This window comes from Corallococcus sp. AB018 (assembly GCF_003986945.1).
Taxonomy (GTDB): domain Bacteria; phylum Myxococcota; class Myxococcia; order Myxococcales; family Myxococcaceae; genus Corallococcus; species Corallococcus exiguus.
In genome coordinates this window covers 1-17,719 of sequence record NZ_RAWR01000217.1, presented here as the reverse complement: position 1 = coordinate 17,719, position 17,719 = coordinate 1, and the positions used below count along the sequence as shown (strand labels likewise).

General features: G+C 69.7%; 19 protein-coding genes and 1 pseudogene. 12 read left to right on the top strand and 8 right to left on the bottom strand.

What is annotated here, in order from left to right; translation table 11 throughout:
• Window positions 1-184 precede the first annotated feature (184 nt).
• From D7Y11_RS34360 to D7Y11_RS34335, 6 genes are all read left to right on the top strand, one after another.
• Window positions 185-1,603: a hypothetical protein gene (locus D7Y11_RS34360; RefSeq protein WP_121752243.1), complete on the top strand. Its 1,419-nt coding sequence runs from the start codon at window positions 185-187 to the stop codon at window positions 1,601-1,603.
• 33 nt (window positions 1,604-1,636) lie between these two features.
• Window positions 1,637-2,479, top strand: coding sequence for a DUF2807 domain-containing protein (locus tag D7Y11_RS34355; RefSeq protein ID WP_121752242.1), 843 nt, complete (start codon window positions 1,637-1,639; stop codon window positions 2,477-2,479).
• A gap of 52 nt (window positions 2,480-2,531) precedes the next feature.
• Entirely contained in the window at window positions 2,532-3,539 is a 1,008-nt protein-coding gene (locus D7Y11_RS34350; RefSeq protein WP_121752241.1) for a zinc-dependent alcohol dehydrogenase family protein, read from the top strand.
• A gap of 95 nt (window positions 3,540-3,634) precedes the next feature.
• Complete coding sequence (locus D7Y11_RS34345) at window positions 3,635-4,261, top strand: DUF1360 domain-containing protein (RefSeq protein WP_121752266.1); 627 nt, start codon at window positions 3,635-3,637, stop codon at window positions 4,259-4,261.
• A 68-nt stretch (window positions 4,262-4,329) separates the two neighbouring features.
• Window positions 4,330-5,736 (top strand): S41 family peptidase, encoded by a 1,407-nt coding sequence (locus D7Y11_RS34340; RefSeq protein WP_121752240.1) that lies wholly within the window; start codon window positions 4,330-4,332, stop codon window positions 5,734-5,736.
• Window positions 5,737-5,893: 157 nt separating this feature from the next.
• Window positions 5,894-6,229, top strand: a complete 336-nt coding sequence (locus D7Y11_RS34335; protein WP_120579686.1) for an HPF/RaiA family ribosome-associated protein — start codon at window positions 5,894-5,896, stop codon at window positions 6,227-6,229.
• On the opposite strand, the gene D7Y11_RS34330 is transcribed toward D7Y11_RS34335, so the two are convergent.
• Window positions 6,230-7,369, bottom strand: a complete 1,140-nt coding sequence (locus tag D7Y11_RS34330; RefSeq protein WP_233607474.1) for an OprO/OprP family phosphate-selective porin — start codon at window positions 7,367-7,369, stop codon at window positions 6,230-6,232.
• A complete protein-coding gene (locus tag D7Y11_RS34325; protein WP_126935795.1) occupies window positions 7,366-8,262 on the bottom strand; it encodes a hypothetical protein in 897 nt (298 codons plus the stop codon). Before D7Y11_RS34325 ends, D7Y11_RS34330 begins: the two co-directional genes overlap by 4 nt.
• Before the next feature lie 229 nt (window positions 8,263-8,491).
• On the opposite strand from D7Y11_RS34325, the gene D7Y11_RS34320 reads away from it, so the two are divergent.
• Window positions 8,492-9,577: an aldo/keto reductase gene (locus D7Y11_RS34320; protein WP_121752238.1), complete on the top strand. Its 1,086-nt coding sequence runs from the start codon at window positions 8,492-8,494 to the stop codon at window positions 9,575-9,577.
• 81 nt (window positions 9,578-9,658) lie between these two features.
• Window positions 9,659-9,850 (top strand): annotated as a pseudogene (locus D7Y11_RS45405) (type II toxin-antitoxin system Phd/YefM family antitoxin); the annotation flags it as partial.
• Window positions 9,851-9,932: 82 nt separating this feature from the next.
• Here the strand turns inward: D7Y11_RS45405 and D7Y11_RS45400 are convergent.
• Together D7Y11_RS45400 and D7Y11_RS43955 are read right to left on the bottom strand one after the other, a co-directional pair.
• The gene (locus tag D7Y11_RS45400) at window positions 9,933-10,007 is read right to left on the bottom strand and encodes a type II toxin-antitoxin system RelE/ParE family toxin (protein WP_368667326.1); all 75 of its coding nucleotides are present in this window, start codon (window positions 10,005-10,007) and stop codon (window positions 9,933-9,935) included.
• Window positions 10,008-10,037: 30 nt separating this feature from the next.
• Window positions 10,038-10,205, bottom strand: coding sequence for a type II toxin-antitoxin system RelE/ParE family toxin (locus D7Y11_RS43955; RefSeq protein WP_199745897.1), 168 nt, complete (start codon window positions 10,203-10,205; stop codon window positions 10,038-10,040).
• A 258-nt stretch (window positions 10,206-10,463) separates the two neighbouring features.
• On the opposite strand from D7Y11_RS43955, the gene D7Y11_RS34305 reads away from it, so the two are divergent.
• The 4 genes from D7Y11_RS34305 to D7Y11_RS34290 are packed head-to-tail and all read left to right on the top strand — an operon-like array spanning window position 10,464 to window position 13,223.
• On the top strand, window positions 10,464-12,011 hold the full coding sequence (locus tag D7Y11_RS34305; RefSeq protein ID WP_126935794.1) for an AgmX/PglI C-terminal domain-containing protein: 1,548 nt from the start codon (window positions 10,464-10,466) through the stop codon (window positions 12,009-12,011).
• Between the two features lie 41 nt (window positions 12,012-12,052).
• A complete protein-coding gene (locus D7Y11_RS34300) occupies window positions 12,053-12,403 on the top strand; it encodes a helix-turn-helix transcriptional regulator (protein ID WP_126935793.1) in 351 nt (116 codons plus the stop codon).
• The gene (locus D7Y11_RS34295; RefSeq protein ID WP_121752235.1) at window positions 12,400-12,894 is read left to right on the top strand and encodes an SRPBCC domain-containing protein; all 495 of its coding nucleotides are present in this window, start codon (window positions 12,400-12,402) and stop codon (window positions 12,892-12,894) included. Before D7Y11_RS34300 ends, D7Y11_RS34295 begins: the two co-directional genes overlap by 4 nt.
• A gap of 8 nt (window positions 12,895-12,902) precedes the next feature.
• Window positions 12,903-13,223, top strand: coding sequence for a hypothetical protein (locus D7Y11_RS34290; RefSeq protein WP_126935792.1), 321 nt, complete (start codon window positions 12,903-12,905; stop codon window positions 13,221-13,223).
• Here the strand turns inward: D7Y11_RS34290 and pdxA are convergent.
• From pdxA to D7Y11_RS34270, 4 genes are all read right to left on the bottom strand, one after another.
• Window positions 13,144-14,181 carry a 4-hydroxythreonine-4-phosphate dehydrogenase PdxA gene (pdxA, locus tag D7Y11_RS34285; protein ID WP_126935791.1) on the bottom strand — a complete coding sequence of 346 codons (1,038 nt, stop codon included), beginning with the start codon at window positions 14,179-14,181 and terminating at the stop codon, window positions 13,144-13,146. The two genes, D7Y11_RS34290 and pdxA, sit on opposite strands and share 80 nt — an antisense overlap.
• Window positions 14,182-14,192: 11 nt before the next feature.
• Window positions 14,193-15,164, bottom strand: a complete 972-nt coding sequence (locus tag D7Y11_RS34280) for a peptidylprolyl isomerase (protein ID WP_120579694.1) — start codon at window positions 15,162-15,164, stop codon at window positions 14,193-14,195.
• 61 nt (window positions 15,165-15,225) lie between these two features.
• Window positions 15,226-16,233: a peptidyl-prolyl cis-trans isomerase gene (locus D7Y11_RS34275; RefSeq protein ID WP_121752233.1), complete on the bottom strand. Its 1,008-nt coding sequence runs from the start codon at window positions 16,231-16,233 to the stop codon at window positions 15,226-15,228.
• A 176-nt stretch (window positions 16,234-16,409) separates the two neighbouring features.
• On the bottom strand, window positions 16,410-17,429 hold the full coding sequence (locus D7Y11_RS34270; protein WP_126935790.1) for an alpha/beta fold hydrolase: 1,020 nt from the start codon (window positions 17,427-17,429) through the stop codon (window positions 16,410-16,412).
• Window positions 17,430-17,719: the final 290 nt, after the last annotated feature.

Below are 17,719 nucleotides of genomic sequence, written 5' to 3'. Positions count from 1 at the left end.
GCCGATGCCCGCCACCAGGACCTCGCGGCGGGAAGGGTGGGGAGGACGGGACGGGCGCATGGGGGAAGCGTAGCGGCCGGGCGCGCCGGACACCGGGCTTCGTGAAGGTGAAGACGGGCAGGTGACAGTTCTGGAAGGCCGCGGTGTTCCCTTCGCCGAATCCTTTTTCAGGAAGGTCCAGGCGATGAAGCGCAAGGTCGCGGTGTGTGTCGGGGTGATGGTCGCGGTGGCGGCGGGAGCGGCCGGAGCCGAGGAGCGCACGGAAGGGACCGCTGCTCCGGAGTCACACTTCGCTCCCGTGCAGGAGGCACCGGCTCCCACGGCCGTCGCGATTCCTGTCGCGGCGCTGTCCCCCGCGCCCCTCGTGGAGGCCGCGACAGGCGGTGAGCCCGCGGGGGCCACGGTGGCGCGGCAGCGTTCGGACACGGAGGAGATCCACGTCCCGGTGGTGCTGATGGCGCTGCCGCACGTGAGCACGGCGGGCACGGCCACGGAGCGGCTGGTGACCACGTTCGCGCTCGGTGCGCTCGCGACGCATGCGAAGCGGGTGGATGGCGCGGCCATGTCCCTGGGCGCGAACTGGGTGGGCGAGGATTTGTCCGGCGTGCAGCTCGCGCTGGGAGCCAATGTGGTGCGAGGCACCGCGTCCGGCGCGCAGTTCGCCACCGGAGGCAATATCGTCACGGGAGAACTGGACGGTATTCAGGCCGCGGTGGGCCTCAACGTGGTGAAGGGCGCGGCGGCGGCCGGCCAGTTCTCCGTGGGCGGCAACGTGGTGGGCGGCGAGCTGTCCGGCGGACAGTTCTCCGTGGGCGCCAACATCGCGGGCTCGGGTGGCGTGGGGGGCCAGTTCACGGTGGGCGCGAACATCGCGACCGCGCAGTTCAAGGGCGCGCAGTTCGCGGCGGGCGCGAACATTGCTTCGACGATGTCGGGTCTCCAGGCCTCCTCGGGCTTCAACTACGCGGGCCGGATGGACGGCGCGCAGTTGTCGCTGCTCAACGTGGGCGGGGACGTGTCCGGCGCGCAGGTGGGGTTGATCAACGTCGCGGGCAAGGTGGACGGCCTCCAGCTGGGGTTGATCAACGTAGCGCGTGAGTCCCAGGGCGAGGCGCTGGGCCTGCTCAGCTTCATCGGCAACGGTCAGGCGAACCTGCAGCTGTGGGCCAGCGACCTCGCGTACACCAACGTCGCGGTGAAGTTCGGCGGACGGCACTTCCACACGCTGCTGACGCTGGGCTTCAACCCGGGCACGGACACGCACCGCCGCCGTTACGTGGGAGGCATGGGCTTTGGCGCGCACATCCCCGCGGGGCCATTGTTCTTCGACCTGGATGTCATTGGCAGCGGCGTCCACACGGACAACCTCTTTCGCGATGGCGACGGCCTGAACGTACTGGGACAGTTGCGGCTGGTGGCGGGTTGGCAGGTGGCGAAGCGTTTCGCGCTCATCGGTGGCGTCACCGGCAACACGCTCGTGACCTGGGACAACGGGGACCGTTGGGAGGAGCTGGGCATCGGGCCCGAGTGGCGCAGCGTCTCCGATGGGGGACGCACCACCGTGCGTGTGTGGCCGGGCGTCCTGCTGGGCGTGCAGATCTGACGCGGCATTCGATTCGAAGTCCGGGAGGGGAACATGTGGAAGCGTTTGGGAGTGGCCGCGCTCGCGGCGGGACTGCTGTCCGGCTGCTACTTCACCGATGAGGTGCAGGGCGACGGCAACACCGTCACGGAGTCGCGCGTGGCGACCGAGTTCTCCACCGTGGAGAACCGGGGCTCGATGGAGGTGGTGATTCGCGAAGGTGAGGTGCCGGACGTGAAGGTCACGCTGGATGAGAACCTCCAGCACCGCGTGCGCACCTTCGTGTCGCCCGGCAACACGCTGGTCATCGAGACGGATGGCTCGTTCGCGCCCCGGGGTCCGGCGCGCGTGGAGATCCTGGTGCCGCGCATGGTGGGCGCGACGCAGGACGGCTCCGGCATCCTGCGCGTGGAAGGCTTCGAGCGGGTGAAGGAGGACGTGAAGCTGGTGGCGAAGGGCTCCGGCTCCCTGCGCTTCTGCGGCGGGGTGCGCACGCTGGATGCGAAGCTCAGTGGCTCCGGAAACATGGAGCTGTGCGCGGCCGGCGAAGGCATGGCCGAGTGGGTGGACCTGTCGCAGTCCGGCTCCGGCGACTTGAAGTTCGAGGGGGCGGCGAAGCATGTGCGCGCCCGGGTGGACGGCTCCGGCTTCACGACGCTCAAGGGCGTCACCAACCGGCTCGACGCCTGGCTGGATGGCAGCGGTGGTATCGGAGCCTCGGGCCTCCGGGCCGTGGACGTGAACATCACGTCGCAGGGCTCCGGCACCGTCGCCGCGTACGTGGACGGGGGCGGGGCGGTCGTCGTGCTCGACTCGTCTGGGAACGTGGACCTGTATGGCCATGCCCAGTCGACCCAGCTCCGGGTCAACGGCAGCGGCCGGGTCATCTGGCACTGACTAGCTTGTCCTCGACACCCGTGAAGTGCGCGGGTGGAGAGGCAGGCGGGCCATGGCAGGGACCATGCGGGCGATGGTGCTCCACGCACCTGGACAGCGCCTGCGGCAGGAGGAGCGGCCCATTCCGGAGCCCGGGCCGGAGCAGGTGTTGTTGAAGGTGCACGCCTGCGCGGTGTGCCGCACGGACCTGCACGTGGTGGATGGAGAGCTGACGCGCCCGAAGCTGCCGCTGGTACCGGGCCACGAAATCGTGGCCACGGTGGTGGAGACGGGCGCGCGGGTGGAAGGCTTCGCCCCCGGGCGGCGAGTGGGCGTGCCGTGGTTGGGGTGGAGCTGCGGGCAGTGCCGCTTCTGCCGCTCCGGCCGGGAGAACCTCTGCGACACGGCGCGCTTCACCGGCTACGACATCGACGGGGGCTTCGCGGAGTACACCGTCGCGGATGCGCGCTTCTGCTTCCCGCTGCCGCCGTCGTACCGCGACGTGGAGGCCGCGCCGCTGATGTGCGCGGGGCTCATCGGCTACCGCAGCCTGCGCATGGCGGGGGAGGGCCCCCGGCTGGGGCTGTATGGCTTTGGCGCCGCCGCGCACATCCTCATCCAGGTGGCGCGGCACCAGGGGCGCCGCGTGCATGCCTTCACTCGCGAGGGTGACGCCAGGGGCCAGGCCTTCGCGCGGGAACTGGGCGCGGTGTGGGCGGGGAGCTCGGACACGCCGCCGCCGGAGCCGCTGGACGCGGCCATCCTCTTCGCTCCCGTGGGCGCGCTGGTGCCCGCCGCGCTGAAGGCCGTGGACAAGGGCGGCGTGGTGGTGTGCGGCGGCATCCACATGAGTGACATCCCGTCCTTCCCCTATTCGGTGTTGTGGGAGGAGCGCGGGGTGCGCTCGGTGGCGAACCTCACGCGTCAGGACGCGATGGACTTCCTGGCGTTGGCGCCGCGAGTGCCCGTGCGCACGGAGGTCCAGGTGTTTCCCCTGTCCGCCGCGAACGAGGCGCTCCAGGCCCTGCGCGAAGGTCGAGTGCGAGGGGCCGCGGTCCTGGACATGACGGCGGCGGAGTAGGGCCGCATTGGAGCGAGTGCCCGCGCGCCTGGCTGCCCGGATGCTTGGAGTCAGGGGGAATGCACAGCTTTGGCGGCATGGAGGCTGTGCACCCCATGAAAGCGCTTCAGGAGACGGGACCGTTCGCTGGCTACGACTCGGATCACCACCCGCTGGGCTCGTACGCGGCGCTCATCGGGACGTTCAGCACGTCGCTGGTCGGCTTCCTGGGCTGGATGAATGCCTCCGGGCGTCGGTTGCCGGAGCGCCTGGGGTGGAAGGACCTGGCGCTGTTCGGCGTCGCGACGCACGCGGTGACGCGGTTGGTGGCACTGGACCGGGTCTTCAGCGTGTTCCGGGCACCGTTCACGCGCTACGAGTCCGACAGCACCGCGGGCGAGGTGGTGGAGACCGCGCGCGGCGAAGGCCCACGGCGCGCGCTGGGCGAGCTGCTGGATTGTCCCTTCTGTCTGACGCCGTGGGTGGCCTCGGGCTTCATGGTGGCCTCGACGGTGCGCCCGCGTGAGACGCGCTTCGTGGCCTCCGTGTTCGCGCTCAGCGCGGCGTCCTTCTTCCTGCACCGGGCCTACGAACGGGTGGGCGAAGGGCTGCACCGCACCCGAGCGCAGGCGCGAATCCTGGAGAAGGAGCAGAAGAAGGACTCCGACGCGGGCGTACAGTTCCCCGGTCGTGGGCCGCAGGTCGTCGAGCCCGGCCGCGCACCCATCCCGTCTCCGAGCTGACCTCTTCACCGTGAGTCACTGCGCCTTGTTTCTGGCAATGGCTGGAGGGACCGCGTCGTAATCCAGGCATGCATCTCTTCCTCCTCGTGGGAGGCCTGCTGACGGCGGCCCCCTCCCCGTACCTGGACTCGCGGACCACCGGCGCCGCGTATTGCTACGACCCGGAGAGCCCCGTGCTGCACGAGGCCTTCCGCCGACCGAAGCCCACGCCCGACACGCGCGTGGACAGCGCCGCGCTGGCGGAGGACGTGCGCTTCCTGCACCAGGTCCTGCGCACCACGTACTCAGGCTGGCCGGAGCTGCTCGCGCACCGCACCTTTGATCCGGATGCCTTCTTCCGGGATTGGAGCGCGAAGGTGGCCGCATCCGGGCCCACCGTGTCCTTCCAGGACGGCGTGCTTACGCCGACCATCGCCGTCCGCGAGGCGCTGACGGACAACCACTTCGGTCCGTCCGGCCTCCTGAGCATGCTGCGCGAGGAGCCACGGCTCGCCTTCCGCGAGTACCAGGCCGACGCACCTCCGGGACTTCAACTCACGTCCTGTGACGCGAACACCGTGGAGGGCGCGCAGGCGGACACACTGCGGGTGGCGCCGGTGCTGAAGCCGGATGGCTCCCGCGCACAGCGGCTCACCGTTTCCGCGCGAGGCGGAGGTGATGCACGGACGCTCCGCTGCGGCGACACGTCGCTGCCGCTCAAGGTCCGTCCGCCGCGTCCGGCCCGTGAGTTCGCGCCGAAGGACATCTACACATACGAGCCGAAGGGCGACGTGGGCATCATCACCCTCCGCCGCTTCTCAGGCCCGCCAGAAGCGGAGGCCGGGCTGCGCCAGTTCGTCGCGGACGCGCCGAAGCACCGCAAGCACAAGCTGCTGGTGTTCGACCTCCGAGGCAACAGCGGCGGCAACGACGGCTACGTCTACGAGTGGCTGGACACGATGGTGCGCGGGCCGTGGTTCTCCTCCGGCGAGGTGTGGATGCACGGCGCCTTCTTCCCGTGCTTCGAATGGAACTCGCGCGTGCAGCGGCAGGCGATGGATGGACGGCTGGACACGCCGGAAGCAAAGGCCGAACGTGAAGCCATCCGGCCGAAGTGGCCCGTGACGCCGGAGCCCTCGCGGCCCGTGTTCGACAGCGGCCGCGCGGAAGGCCATGCGAAGACGCCCTTCACCGGGCGCATCGTGGTGCTGGTGGACCGGGACTCCGCGTCCTCGGGAGAGAGCGGCGCCTATGCGCTGCACCGCGCCACGGGAGCGCCGCTGGTGGGCGAGAGGACCGGAGGTTTCCTCACCTACGGCAACGCGCCTGGCTTCGTGCTGCCGCGCACGGGTTTCGCGTGGGTGGTGCCCACCAAGCGCAATTATTTCGCCGACCCCGTGGAGGGCGTGGGACACGCCGTGCAGGTGTATCTGGACGCGGAGGCGCTGGGGCGGCCAGTAGCGGAGCTGCTGCCTCGCTTGCGCAAGCTGCCGTGAGTCAACGTGCCCCATGCACACGGGCGCGTGTCCCGTCATGCCCCGTCAAATGGGGGCCGTTATAGGCAGTTCCGTGGGCCCGGGACGTTGGCCGGGCTCATGCAATGCCTTGAATCCACACCGGCTCCAGAGCACGGAGCCCTACCCGAGGCGGACGATGAAGCGCGCACTGCGAATCACCTACCGGGGCATGGAAACGAGCGACACCCTCAACGAGCACATCCGCGACCAGGTGGACAAGCTGGAGCAGTTCCACGACGGCATCACCGGCTGCAACGTGGTGGTGGAGGAACCGCACCGCCACCACGCCCAGGGGCACCACTTCCACGTCCGCGTGGAGCTGCACGTGCCGGGCAAGGACATCGTCGCGGACCGGGAGCCTCTGGAGTTCACGGCCCACGCGGATGCCTACCAGGCCGTCACCGACGCGTTCGAAGCCGCGCGGCGCCAGCTTCAGCACCACGTGGACCGCCAGCACGCGCACCACCGCTAGTCATTGCAGGCTGACCGTGGTGCGCAGGAGCGCCAGGTACGACCAGTCGCGCGTGGGCATCTCCACGGGCGGCGTGTCGTAGTGGTTCACGTAGCCCGCGACGCCGAAGCCGAGGAATCGCGTGACCCACCAGTGGAACGCCAGCGCGCCGGCCGTGGTGCCTCCGGGCACCACATCCGGTGCGCCCCGTCCCAGCCACAGCCGCTCCACGCGCGCGGCCAGCTCCAGTGAGCCGGACGGGATGCCCTCCGAGCCCACGCCCGCGAGCGGCTCGGGCCACCGCGCCCCCTTGCGCGGCATGCCCCGAATCACCCAGGACGCCTCCACGCCCAGGCCCTGGCTGCTCATCGTGGGCAGGGATTCGCGCGGCGTGGCCGGGTTGCCGTCCGTGTCGCGCGAGCGGTGCTCCCACGCGGCGGCTGCCTGCACGTCCACGCGCACCGGCCCCGCGTCCAGCCGCCCGTGAGCCTCCGTCACGGTGCGGTAGCCGGACACCGGAGGCGGCCGGTAGAAGAGGAAGTTCTGCGCCCCTCGCCCGCCGATGCCGGGCCGGTCGAAGGCGTCCTCCATGTGCGCGCCCGCGCCCACGCGGACTCCGGAGTGGCGCACGTCCAGGCGTAAGTCCACGGAGGGCTGGGCGTTGTCGTTGCCCAGCGGGCTGCCAGAGCCGTTGCCCAGCCGCAGCCAGCCTTCCAGGGGCAGCGACGCGGGCGTCCACTGCACCTCCGCGCCCAGGTCGCGGCGGGCCCAGAACGCCGCCGTCACCAGCGGCAGCTCCGGGATGGGGAGCGTCTCGATGCTCTGGTCTCGTCCGGCGGGGAACAGCGGCGTCTTCGCGTAGCCCACGGAGAAGCGCAGCCCGTCGATGACGAGGAAGTCCACGTACGCGTCCAGCAGCGCGGGCTTCTCTTGCGCCCACTCCGCCGTGCCCACGGCGACCAGCCAGGGCACGGGCTGGCCTCGCCCGCCCAGGCGCAGGCGCGCCAGGTTGAAGCCGTTGTGCCCTTCGATGTCGTCCGCGTGGACGCGGTAGTCCACCTCAGCCACGAAGGTGGGAGTGAAGCGCGGGTAGTTCTCCTCCTGCGCCAGGGCGGTTCCTGACGCGAGCAGGGCCAGCGTGAACAGGGGAGCGGACTTCATTCGAGCGGGATGATGCGCAGGGTGTGGTTCGTGCCGTCCGCCGGAGTGCCGTCATGGTCGGCGATGAAGAGGCGCTTGTTCTTCGCGTCGTAGGCCAGGCCGTGCGGTTGCTGGAAGCCGCCGGCCAGCACGCTCACCTCGCCAGACTGACGGATGCTCAGCACGGTGCCGTCGCGGCTGCCGGTGAGCAGCGTGTCGTTGGGGCCCACGGCCAGCAGGTCCGGGCTGTTCAGCGTTGCGAAGGCCACCAACTGCGACGGCGCGGACAGCGGCGAGCGGTACACCTTCCAGGCGATCTGATCGCTGATGTAGAGCGTGTCGTTCACCGCGAGCACGCCCACGGGCTTCACCAGGGCTCCGACGATTTCCTGCTCGGTGCCTTCCAGACCCAGTCGGGCAACGCTGCCCACGTTCACGTTGTTGTTGCGCACGAAGTAGCCGTCCAGCAGTTGCCCGTCATTGGTGACGGTGATGCCGATGCGGCGGCGCTCCGGAGGCAGGTTGGGAACGATGGCGGAGGTGCCGTCCGGCTTGACGTAGACGACATCGCCCGCGGTGCCGCCGCCGAAGCGCACCACCACCAGCGTGCCGTCCGCCATCCGCACCATCCCGCCCAGGCCCGGACCATCCGCGGGAGCCGCGGGCAGATCCGCCACCTTCGTGATGCCCTCGCCGTCGCGGTAGCGCAGCACGCGGTTGTTCTCGTCGTCGGCCATGTAGAGGGTCGCGCTCTCCGCGTCCCACCAGAGTCCGTTGGGGTCGCCGTCCACGGCGATGGTCTTGGGACCCCGCTCGATGACGGGATTCTCCGTGGGGTCGTTCACCTCGGGGGACGACGAGCAACCCACGGCGGCCAGCGTCATACCCAGCAGGGCAGGGAAGAGGATTCGCATGGAACGTCCTCCTATCGCAGGAGGGAGGGCCGGGGAACACGGACGCTGGACACTGACCCTGCCCTGGGGGGCACGACGCCGCAGGGGCGTTGGAGCGTGCGGATGTCCGGCGTTGATCGGATGGGCGCGGGAGCGTGTCTGACGTTGGACGTCCCGAGGGAAGGGCGGTTGGCGCGATGAGGCGTCTGGGATTGGCTCCGCGCGCTTTCCATCCGCGAGGGAGCCGCCCATGTCGCTCGACCACTACGTCACCCTGGGCCGCTCCGGCCTGCGCGTCAGTCCCTTCTGCCTGGGCGCGATGACGTTCGGCGAGGACCTGGGCTGGGGCAGCAGCGTGGAGACGTCCAACGCCATCCTGGACCGCTTCATCGAGCGGGGCGGGAACTTCATCGACACGGCGAACGTGTACACGTTCGGGCACGCGGAGAAGATCATCGGGGACCACATCGGGAAGCACCCCGCGAAGCGCGACCGGGTGGTCATCGCCACGAAGTTCTTCGGCAACCTCTTCGAGAGGGATCCGAACGGCGGCGGCGCGGGCCGCAAGTCGGTGATGGCGGCGTGTGATGAATCGCTGCGCCGACTTCAGACGGACTACATCGACCTGTACTGGATGCACGCCTGGGACGCGAACACGCCCATCGAGGAGACGATGCGGGCGCTGGACGACCTGGTGCGCTCCGGCAAGGTCCGCTACGTGGGCTTCTCCGACACGCCCGCGTGGAAGGTGGCGCAGGCGCAGGTGACGGCCTTCTTCCGGGGCTGGGCGCCGCTGGTGGCGTTGCAGATCGAGTACTCGCTGCTGGAGCGCACGGTGGAGGGCGAGCTCATCCCGATGGCGAGGGAGCTGGGGCTCGGCGTGACGCCGTGGTCGCCGCTGCGCAGCGGGGTGCTGAGCGGCAAGTACACGCGGGAGAACGCGGGCAAGCAGAAGGCGGACCGGGGCGCGTGGGCGGAGGCGTCGCTCAACGAGAAGACCTACAGGCTCATCGATGTGCTCCAGCGCGTGGCGAAGGAGCAGAACACCTCGGTGGCGCGAGTGTCGCTGGCCTGGGTGCAAGGCCGGCCGGGCGTGGCGTCCACCATCCTGGGTGCGCGCACGCTGGAGCAGTTGGACACCAATCTGGGTGCGCTGGACGTGAAGCTCACGCCGGAGCAGGTGAAGGCGCTGGATGACGAATCCCAGCCCACGCTCAACTTCCCGGCGGTCTTCCTCCAGGGAGCACCGTCCTTCATGCACGCGGGCCTGCGCGTGAACGGAGTCCAGGCCCCGCCCAGCAACCTGACGCCCAAGCCGGGTGCCCCTCGGTACTGAGGTGGCACGCCGGGCCGGGAAGCGCCGTGTCGGGACGTTCTGTATGATACGTACAGAACGTACGTTTCCTGGGGAACGGCCATGATGGAAGTCAGCATCACCGAAGCGCGCGACGACCTGGCGGAGCTGCTCAACCGGGCGGCCTACGGGAAGGAGCGGCTCGTCCTGACCCGGCACGGCAAGAAGCTGGTCGCGGTGATTCCCTTCGAGGACCTCCAGGCACTGGAAGCGCTGGAGGACCGGCGTGACATCCAGAAGGCGGATGCCGCACGCCGGGAGTCCGAGGGCCAGCCTCGCGTTGCGTGGAAGCAGGTGAAGGCGGAGCTGGGGCTCGCGAAGAAGGCGAAGAAGACGGCTAGCGGTAGATCTCCCGCCGGTGGCCCAGCTCGACGATCAACACCACGAGCCGGCCGTCCTCGACCCGGTAGATGACGCGGTAGTCGCCAATGCGGATCCGCAGTTAGTCACTGCCCTTGAGCTTCTCCGCGCCCACGGGCCGGGGCTCCGTGGCCAGCGCGTCGATCCGCTTCGCGATGCGGCGCTGATGGACCGGATCCACCGCGGCGAGCTGCTTCACGGCGGTCTGGAGGAACTCGACCGTATAGGTGGCGGAGGGCTTCGTGCTCACGCAGGGCGGGTAGGCCCCGAGTGTCTACCTCCCCCTCCTGACATGGCGGGTTGGCAGTGGAAAGCCGAACCCTGTCGGCACACCGGCGCACAGTGTGGAGTGCGGGGCCGTACGTTTCGGGCCTCGCGCGGGGGCAAATGACCGCTGGAGCGTTCACGGCTGGACGCTCGCGGTAGCGCGAACGGGGGTCGTTCCTAACATCGGCCCCCTGGCAGTGAGTCGGTGGTCTGGCGCGGTATGGGCGGCGGGGAGGGTGGCGTGAGCGAGCTACTGACGGGTGATGTGTCTTCGCGGGCGAAGTTGGGCGGTTCGGACTTCTCCCGCGACCCCGAGACCTTCGAAGCAGAGCTGGATGCGTGCCTGGATCGCGCGCTCTCCTCCGAGACCTCCGAAGAAGAGGACATCGTGCCGGAGTCCTTCGCGACCGGCCCTCTGCGCACGCTGCTCGACCTGGCCTCCACGGAGGAGACCTGGCTCCAGTCGCTGCCGCCGCCGTCCAACGACAACGTGGAGCCCCAGCTCACGCTGTCCGCCGAGGCCGCGAACTTCGTCATCCCGGAGTGGCTGCGCGCGGATGAGTCCCCGTCCAGCACCTCCCAGGAGAACTCCTGTGGCGCCGTGACGTCGTGGGACGCCACGCCGCCGTCGCCCGTCTGGGCCACGCCCGGTTCTCCGGCCGAGGCCTACGCGCCGCAGCCGTGGATGCCCTACGCCCCCGTGGCGCCCGAGCCTCCGCCCGCCATCGCTGATGCGTCCACGCGCATCCTCGGCATGAGCCCCATGTCCTTCGTGAGCGCCATAGCGATGGGAGCGCTCGCCGCGGGCCTCCTCGTCGTCGCGGGCCTGCGCCTCACGTCGAAGGATGAGACGCAGCCCGCGCCGCAATCACAGGTCCTGAACAGCCCCCCCGTGGCAGCGTCGGGCTCCGCGACGACTCAGCCGGGCGCCGTCGCCGCGCGGATCGGCGCTCCGGGCACCCAGGGCTTCGCGACGACCCAGCCGGGCACGCAGGGCTTCTACGGTGTTCCCGGCACCCAGCTGGCCGCGCCGGACTTCTCGCAGTCCATCGCCGGAGGCGTGAACACGCCCGCGCTGACGGACGCGCAGCGCGCCGCGCAGGCCCTCACTCCGAACACGACCGTCCTCGCGGGCCCCGCGAGCGCGGGCCTGACCACCGGCCTGCACACGCTGGCTCCGGATCCCACGCCGTCCACGCAGCCCGCTCCGGTGACGCAGAAGAAGGCCCCCGTGGCCCAGCGCGCGGCCACGCTCGAAGCGCCCGAGGACACCGGCGAGGTCCGTGAGATGTCCTTCGGTGGCGAAATCTCCGAGGAGGAAATGGCCCGGGCCCGTCAGGCCGCCGCCGAAGCCGAGGCGGAGGAAGCCGCGCAGCCCGGATCCGAAATCGACGAGGACTTCGCCCGCGAGCTCGGCTTCACCGACGAAGCGGAGGCCTCCGCCCCGAAGCAGGCCCAGGAGAAGACCGTCTACATCCCGCCGGCCCCGACCTCCGAGCGCGAGCAGCTCGTGCCCTCGGACATCACCAACGTGGTCGTCACGAACCAGCCCGCCATCGCCACCTGCGTCCAGAACTTCAAGGCCGGCACCGCCCTGGAGAACGGCGGCCGCTTCCAGATGCGCTGGTCCGTGGACACCGCTGGCACCGTCTCCGGCGTGGCCATGGAGACCGACGCCCTCAAGGGCTCCCCGCTCGCCGGTTGCATCGAGGACCAGGTGCGCGGCTGGAAGTTCCCCGTGCACCGCGTCGCCATGAACACCCCGGTGCACTACCCCTTCGTCTTCTAGCTGGACAGTCGAAACATTCATGGATATGTATATTCACGTCCATGAATGTTGACGTCTTCCAAACCCTGGCCGACCCCACGCGCCGCCGCATCGTCGAGGCGCTGAAGGGCGGCGAGCTGTCGGTGAACGACCTGGTGGCGCGGGTGGACATCCAGCAGTCGGGTGTCTCCCGTCATCTGGGGATCCTCCAGGAGGCGGGCTTCGTCCAGGTCCGCCCCGAGGGCACGAAGCGGCTGTACTCGCTTCGCCCGGAGCCCTTTCAGGAGCTCGATGCCTGGGTCACCGGGTATCGCAGCCTCTGGGAGGCCCGCCTCGACCGGTTCGGCCAGGCGCTCGAGCGAAGACGCAAGGCACGCACGGACGCCCCCAAATCCGAGGAAGACCCCACATGACGACCCCGACCGAAACCGCGAAGCGCAGCACCGTCACCTTCGACCGCAGCTATCAGGCGACGCTCGACGAGGTCTGGGAGCTGTGGACCACGAAGGACGGCTTCGAGTCCTGGTGGGGCCCCGAGGGCTTCTCCGTGAAGGTGCACGAGCTGAACGCGCGCCCCGAAGGCTTGCTGCGCTACGACATGATCGCCACCGCGCCGGAACAGGTCGCCTTCATGAAGCAGGCGGGCATGCCCCTCTCCAGCCCCAGCAGCCTCACGTACACGGAGCTGACGCCGAAGACGCGGCTCGCGTACCGGCACGCGGTGGACTTCATCCCCGGCGTCACGCCGTACACCGTCTCCACGGTGGTGGAGTTCGAGGCGAAGGGCGACACCGTGCGGATGGTCGTCACGTCCGACGCCATGCACAGCAAGGAGTGGACGGAGCGGGCCTCCATGGGCATGGAGAGCCAGCTCAACAAGCTCAACAAGCGGTTCCAGCGCTAGACTGGCGCATGGCCGCGCGGGAGGACCCAGACCCCATCGAGTTGCACCTGTGTCACCGTTGCCTGATGCGGCTGCCGGTGGACGCGGGCGGGGTGGACCTGCCGCGCCGGGTGCGTGACGCCCTCAAGGCCCACGGCCTGGCGGCCAGGACGCAGCTCATCCCGGCGTCCTGCCTGGGTCACTGCCCCACGGGGAAGGTCACGGTGCTCGTGGTCCCCGACTCAACGGCGCGGGGTACGCACGCGAAGCTCATCGACCCGAAGGAGGACGGCGAGGACCTCGCGAAGCACCTGTCTGCCCGGCTCCCGAAGAAAGCCGGGCCGCCTTGAGCAGGGCTTCCATCATGGGCACGCAGCTCGCGGTCCCCGTGCCGGCAATCGCATAGGCGGTGCCGTGGTCCGGCGACGTGCGAGGCACCGGCAGGCCCAGCGTCACGTTCACCGTGCGCTCGAAGTCCAGCGCCTTGGCCGGGATGAGACCCTGGTCGTGGTACATGGCCAGCACCACGTCGTACTTCGCGCCCACCTCGTCAGGCCGCGCGAACAGGCCATCCGCGGGGATGGGCCCGTGCGCATCCACCCGCTTCGCCCGAGCAAGGCGGATGGCGGGACCAATCACCTCCACCTCCTCGCGCCCCAACATCCCGCCCTCGCCCGCATGCGGGTTGAGGCCCAGCACGGCGATGCGCGGCTTGCGCCCCACCACCGGCTGCAGGCTGCGCGACAGCAACTGGAGCTGAGCCACCAGCTTCTCCACCGTGAGCAGCTTCGGCAGCGCGGAGATGGGGACGTGGTTCGTCGCCAGCGCGATGCGCACGCGAGGCCCGTCCATCATCATCAACACGTCCACGCCGAACGCGTCCGCCAGCACCTCCGTGTGGCCCATGAACGGGATGCCCGCGCGCGAGATCTCCTCTTTCGACACGGGCGCGGTGCACAGCGCGTCCACCGTCCCGGCGCGCATCGCGTCGATGGCGGCCCGCACGTACGCGTACTGCGCCTTGCCGCCTTCGCGCGTGGGCTTGCCCGGCACGCGGTGCTTCGCGGGAAGGTGCGTCACCTCCACCACCGCCGGCCCCTCCGTGCGGCCCAGCTCCTCCAGGGCCACGCGAGGGAAGCGGCGGAAGAGGGGAAAGCCATCCAGCGTGGGCCCGTCCCCGAACACGACCGGCACCAGCGCGCGGCGCACCGCGGGCTTCGCCAGCGCCAGGGCCGTCACCTCTGGCCCGATGCCCGACACGTCCCCCAGCGAGATGCCCACGCGGGGGCGCGCGTCCGTCGTGGTCACCGGGCGCGGGCTCACATCTTCACTTCGACGTTGGCCTTCGAGCGCAGCTCCTGGACGTACTGGTCCAGGAACTTCTCCGTCTTCTCGTTGAGGAGCTTGGACTCCAGCTTGGGCTTCATCTCCTCGAAGGAGGCCACGGCGATGTTGCGGCGCTCCTCCACCTTCAGGATGTGCCAGCCGAAGTTGGTGCGGATGGGCTCGCTGACTTCACCCTCCTTGAGGTTGAAGGCGGCCTTCTCGAAGGCGGGCACCATCACGCCGCGCTTGAAGTAGCCCAGGTCGCCACCGTCCGACGCGCTGGGGCCCTCGCTGCGGGCGCGCGCCAGGGCGGAGAAGTCCATGCCCGGCCGGCGGGCCTCCTGCGCGATGCCCTCCGCCTTCTGCTTCGCGGCGGCCACCTGCTCCGGCGTGGCCTTGGCGTCCACCTGCACCAGGATGTGGCGGGCGTGCACCTCCACGTCCTCGGTCTCCAGGCGCGTGTACTGCGTGTACGCGGCCTTCAGGTCCTCCTCGGTGACCTTCACCTTGGGGCCCACCTTCATGCGCAGCAGCTTGTCGCGCACCACGCGCTTGCGGAGCATGTCCTTGTAGCCGGCGAGCGTGAAGCCCTCGTTCTTGAGCAGCTGCTCGAACTGGCTCATGTCGCTGACGTTGTTCTGCTTGAGCACGTCCTGCACCAGCTCATCCACCTCCGCCTCGGTGGTGGTGATGCCCAGCTGCTGGACCTCCGACTCCATCAGCTTCTCGCCGATGAGCGTGTCCAGCGCGGTCTTCATCAGCTGCGCGCGGGCCTCGGCGCGCTTGTGCGGGTCGATCTCGGAGTTCACGCGCTGGAGCTCCGGCGCGGCGCGCTGCTGCACCTCCGACAGCGGGATGACGTCGCGGTTCACCACCGCCGCCACCTTGTCCACCAGCTCCGCGCGGGCGGACGTCGCCCCCGTGAAGAGCATCACCGCCGCCAGGAACGCCACCAGGTTCTTCATCGCAACGACCCTCTTGAGACAAACGCCGGGAGCCCAACAGGCCCGCTCCCGGAAAAGTCCTTCACTTCGCCGCCTGCGGCGCCGGCCGCCCGCGGATGGTCTGCAGCGTGGCCTCGTTCACCACCACCTGGGCCTTGTCGCGCAGCTCCTTCTCGAAGGCCTCCTGCGCCGCCGCCCGCTTGGCCTCCAAGAGGCGCCCCTCCACCTTCCCGCGCACCTCCACCAGCTCCCGCTTCCTCGCCGACCTGCGCTCCAGCACCTTGAACAGGTGGTAGCCGTACTCCGTGGACACCACGTCCGAAACCTGCCCCACCCCCAGCTTGAATACCACCTCGTCGAAGGCCGGAGGCATCTGTCCCCGGGGGAAGAAGCCCAGGTCGCCCCCCACCTTGGCGTCCGCGCTGAGCGAATAGCGCCGGGCGAGGTCGGAGAACTTCTTGCCTGCCTTGAGCTGCACCTGGAGCTTGCGCGCGTCGTCCAGCCCCTTCACCACCATCTGCGCGGCGTGGACCTCCTCCGGCTCCTGGAAGTCCGCCTCGTGCGCCGCGTAGTACGCGCGCAGCTCCTCCTCCGTCACCGCCACGCGCGAATAGACGTGGTTGGTGAAGAGCTTCTCGATGGTGAGCCGGCTTGCCTCACGCGCGCGCAGCTCCGCCATGGACAGCTGCCCCTGGGCGAGCACCTCGTTGAAGTTGCCCGCCGGGTAGTCGCCGGACAGCCGCAGCACGCCGCGGTCCACCTCTTCGGGGGTCACGGCGATGTTGTTCTGCTTCGCGGCCTGGAGCAGCAGCATCCGCTTCACGAGCGTGTCCACGAGCGCCCGCTTGAAGGGCTCCACCTCCTCGGGCGTGGGCTCGGGACCTTCCGTGGTGGCCAGCTCCCGCGCCAGCTCCTGTTCGAAGTCCGTCCGGCTAAGCGACTCGCCGTTCACGGTGGCCACCACCGTGGGGTCCGGACCCTCCTGTGCCTGCGGTCGGCAGCCCGTCAGCCCCAGGACTCCAAGGGCCGCTCCAAGGGTGACGACAGCGGACCACGACAGCAAGGAGGCGCGGAAGGAAGCGGGACGCATGCGCTGAGGCCTCGGGGGAGGGGACAGGGGACCTTCCACGGTGGTGCCAGGCCGCGGGGCTTTCAAGCGGGACGTCACGGCCGGGATGGGAAGCGAACGGATGGGCCCATGGGACGGCCTCCCGGGTAGCACGCCGGGCGGGCCCGGACAACCGGCCCTCCCGGAGGGCTTTTCCTCTAGAGCGGGGTGGCGTTGGAGGACAGGAAGGCCTCCACCTGGGGAAAGATTTCGTCCGGCGCCTTGCGGCCCAGAATCAGGTCCGCGTGGCCGTAGTCCGCCTCGAAGCCGTGGCCGCGGCCGGCGACCAGCATCTTCACGGGGCCGCCCAGGTGCTCCTTCGCCCGGGCCACCGCCAGCGGCGGCGCGAGCAGGTCCCGGCTGCCGGCGATGAGCAGGAAGGGAATCTTCACCCCGGCGAGCGGCTCGCGGTAGTCGAAGCTGCCGTCAAACGACGTGAACCGGCTGGTGGTGATCCACCGGGCGAACTGCCGTCCCACGCCCCCGGCCACGTCCGCGGGCACGTTGGCCAGCGCCCAGCGCACCACCTGCGGATCCATGTTGTCCGCCAGCATCATGTACCGGGTGAGCGGCCCCGGAGGCGCCCCGAAGAAGGCGATGCTGGTGACGCGCCGGGTGGGGATGACCTTGAGCTTGAGGACGGGCTCCACCCGCTGGACGAACGCTCGCAGGCCCGGCTGCACCGCGAAGGTGAAGGGCGCACCCAGGGAGACGGCCGCCTTCACCGGCGCCTGGGGGTTCTTGGCCAGGTGGGCATAGAGCATCAGGCCGCCCTTGGAGTGGCCCACCCACAGCACTTGCTGGGCACCGGTGGACATCACGGTGCGCAAAGCTGTTCTCACGTCGTGCTCGGCCTGGTCGTCGAAGTTCCAGTCCGCGCAGGCCCCGGCGAGCCCCCGGCCGCGCAGCTCGATGACCCAGGTCTCGAACCCCGCCCGCGCCAGGTAGCGCGCCAGGCTGTACTGCTCGTTGAAGTCCATGTGGAAGCGGTTGGCTCCCAGCCCGTGGCACAGCAGGACGGGCTCCGCGAACCGGCGCTCCCCTCGAGGGTGGTAGCGCCCCAGCGCGATGGCCGCTCCGTCGTCCGTGGGCACCCGGTACAGCTCGTCCGGCTTGAACGTGAGGGTCAGCAACCCCTCCTTGCTCCGCTCCACCGCCTTGGTGAAGAGGTCCGCCATCCGGCTCAACCGGGGTGCTGATGCCTGTCGTGATGTCACCCCTTCAGTCTACGCCCGTCGCCCGGCCGTTGCCGGTGTGTCGCACGCGGACTTTGGAGGACCGGCAGGACAGTTGCAGGGGATGTGAGTCCATCGCGGGGAGGTCGTGGAAATGGGGCAGGGCCGGGGTTTCAGGGAAGTGTTGTCGTCCTTCATCGCCACAGTTTTTCCCACAGACACACTGCTGGGGGCCTTGAAGGTGATGGAGCGGCACCTGTCCCTTATACACATCTGACGCTGCCGACGATAAA

Bases quoted from the DNA above. Each gene is read 5' to 3' on its own strand.
- D7Y11_RS34295 (WP_121752235.1), top strand. From the start codon at position 12,400: ATGACGACCCCGACCGAAACCGCGAAGCGCAGCACCGTCACCTTCGAC.
- D7Y11_RS34335 (WP_120579686.1), top strand. From the start codon at position 5,894: ATGAAGCGCGCACTGCGAATCACCTACCGGGGCATGGAAACGAGCGAC.
- D7Y11_RS34330 (WP_233607474.1), bottom strand. From the start codon at position 7,369: ATGAAGTCCGCTCCCCTGTTCACGCTGGCCCTGCTCGCGTCAGGAACC.
- D7Y11_RS34320 (WP_121752238.1), top strand. From the start codon at position 8,492: ATGTCGCTCGACCACTACGTCACCCTGGGCCGCTCCGGCCTGCGCGTC.
- D7Y11_RS34290 (WP_126935792.1), top strand. From the start codon at position 12,903: ATGGCCGCGCGGGAGGACCCAGACCCCATCGAGTTGCACCTGTGTCAC.
- D7Y11_RS34355 (WP_121752242.1), top strand. From the start codon at position 1,637: ATGTGGAAGCGTTTGGGAGTGGCCGCGCTCGCGGCGGGACTGCTGTCC.
- D7Y11_RS34340 (WP_121752240.1), top strand. From the start codon at position 4,330: ATGCATCTCTTCCTCCTCGTGGGAGGCCTGCTGACGGCGGCCCCCTCC.
- D7Y11_RS34300 (WP_126935793.1), top strand. From the start codon at position 12,053: ATGAATGTTGACGTCTTCCAAACCCTGGCCGACCCCACGCGCCGCCGC.
- D7Y11_RS34270 (WP_126935790.1), bottom strand. From the start codon at position 17,429: ATGGCGGACCTCTTCACCAAGGCGGTGGAGCGGAGCAAGGAGGGGTTG.
- D7Y11_RS34350 (WP_121752241.1), top strand. From the start codon at position 2,532: ATGGCAGGGACCATGCGGGCGATGGTGCTCCACGCACCTGGACAGCGC.
- D7Y11_RS34275 (WP_121752233.1), bottom strand. From the start codon at position 16,233: ATGCGTCCCGCTTCCTTCCGCGCCTCCTTGCTGTCGTGGTCCGCTGTC.
- D7Y11_RS34345 (WP_121752266.1), top strand. From the start codon at position 3,635: ATGAAAGCGCTTCAGGAGACGGGACCGTTCGCTGGCTACGACTCGGAT.
- D7Y11_RS34360 (WP_121752243.1), top strand. From the start codon at position 185: ATGAAGCGCAAGGTCGCGGTGTGTGTCGGGGTGATGGTCGCGGTGGCG.
- D7Y11_RS34280 (WP_120579694.1), bottom strand. From the start codon at position 15,164: ATGAAGAACCTGGTGGCGTTCCTGGCGGCGGTGATGCTCTTCACGGGG.
- D7Y11_RS34325 (WP_126935795.1), bottom strand. From the start codon at position 8,262: ATGCGAATCCTCTTCCCTGCCCTGCTGGGTATGACGCTGGCCGCCGTG.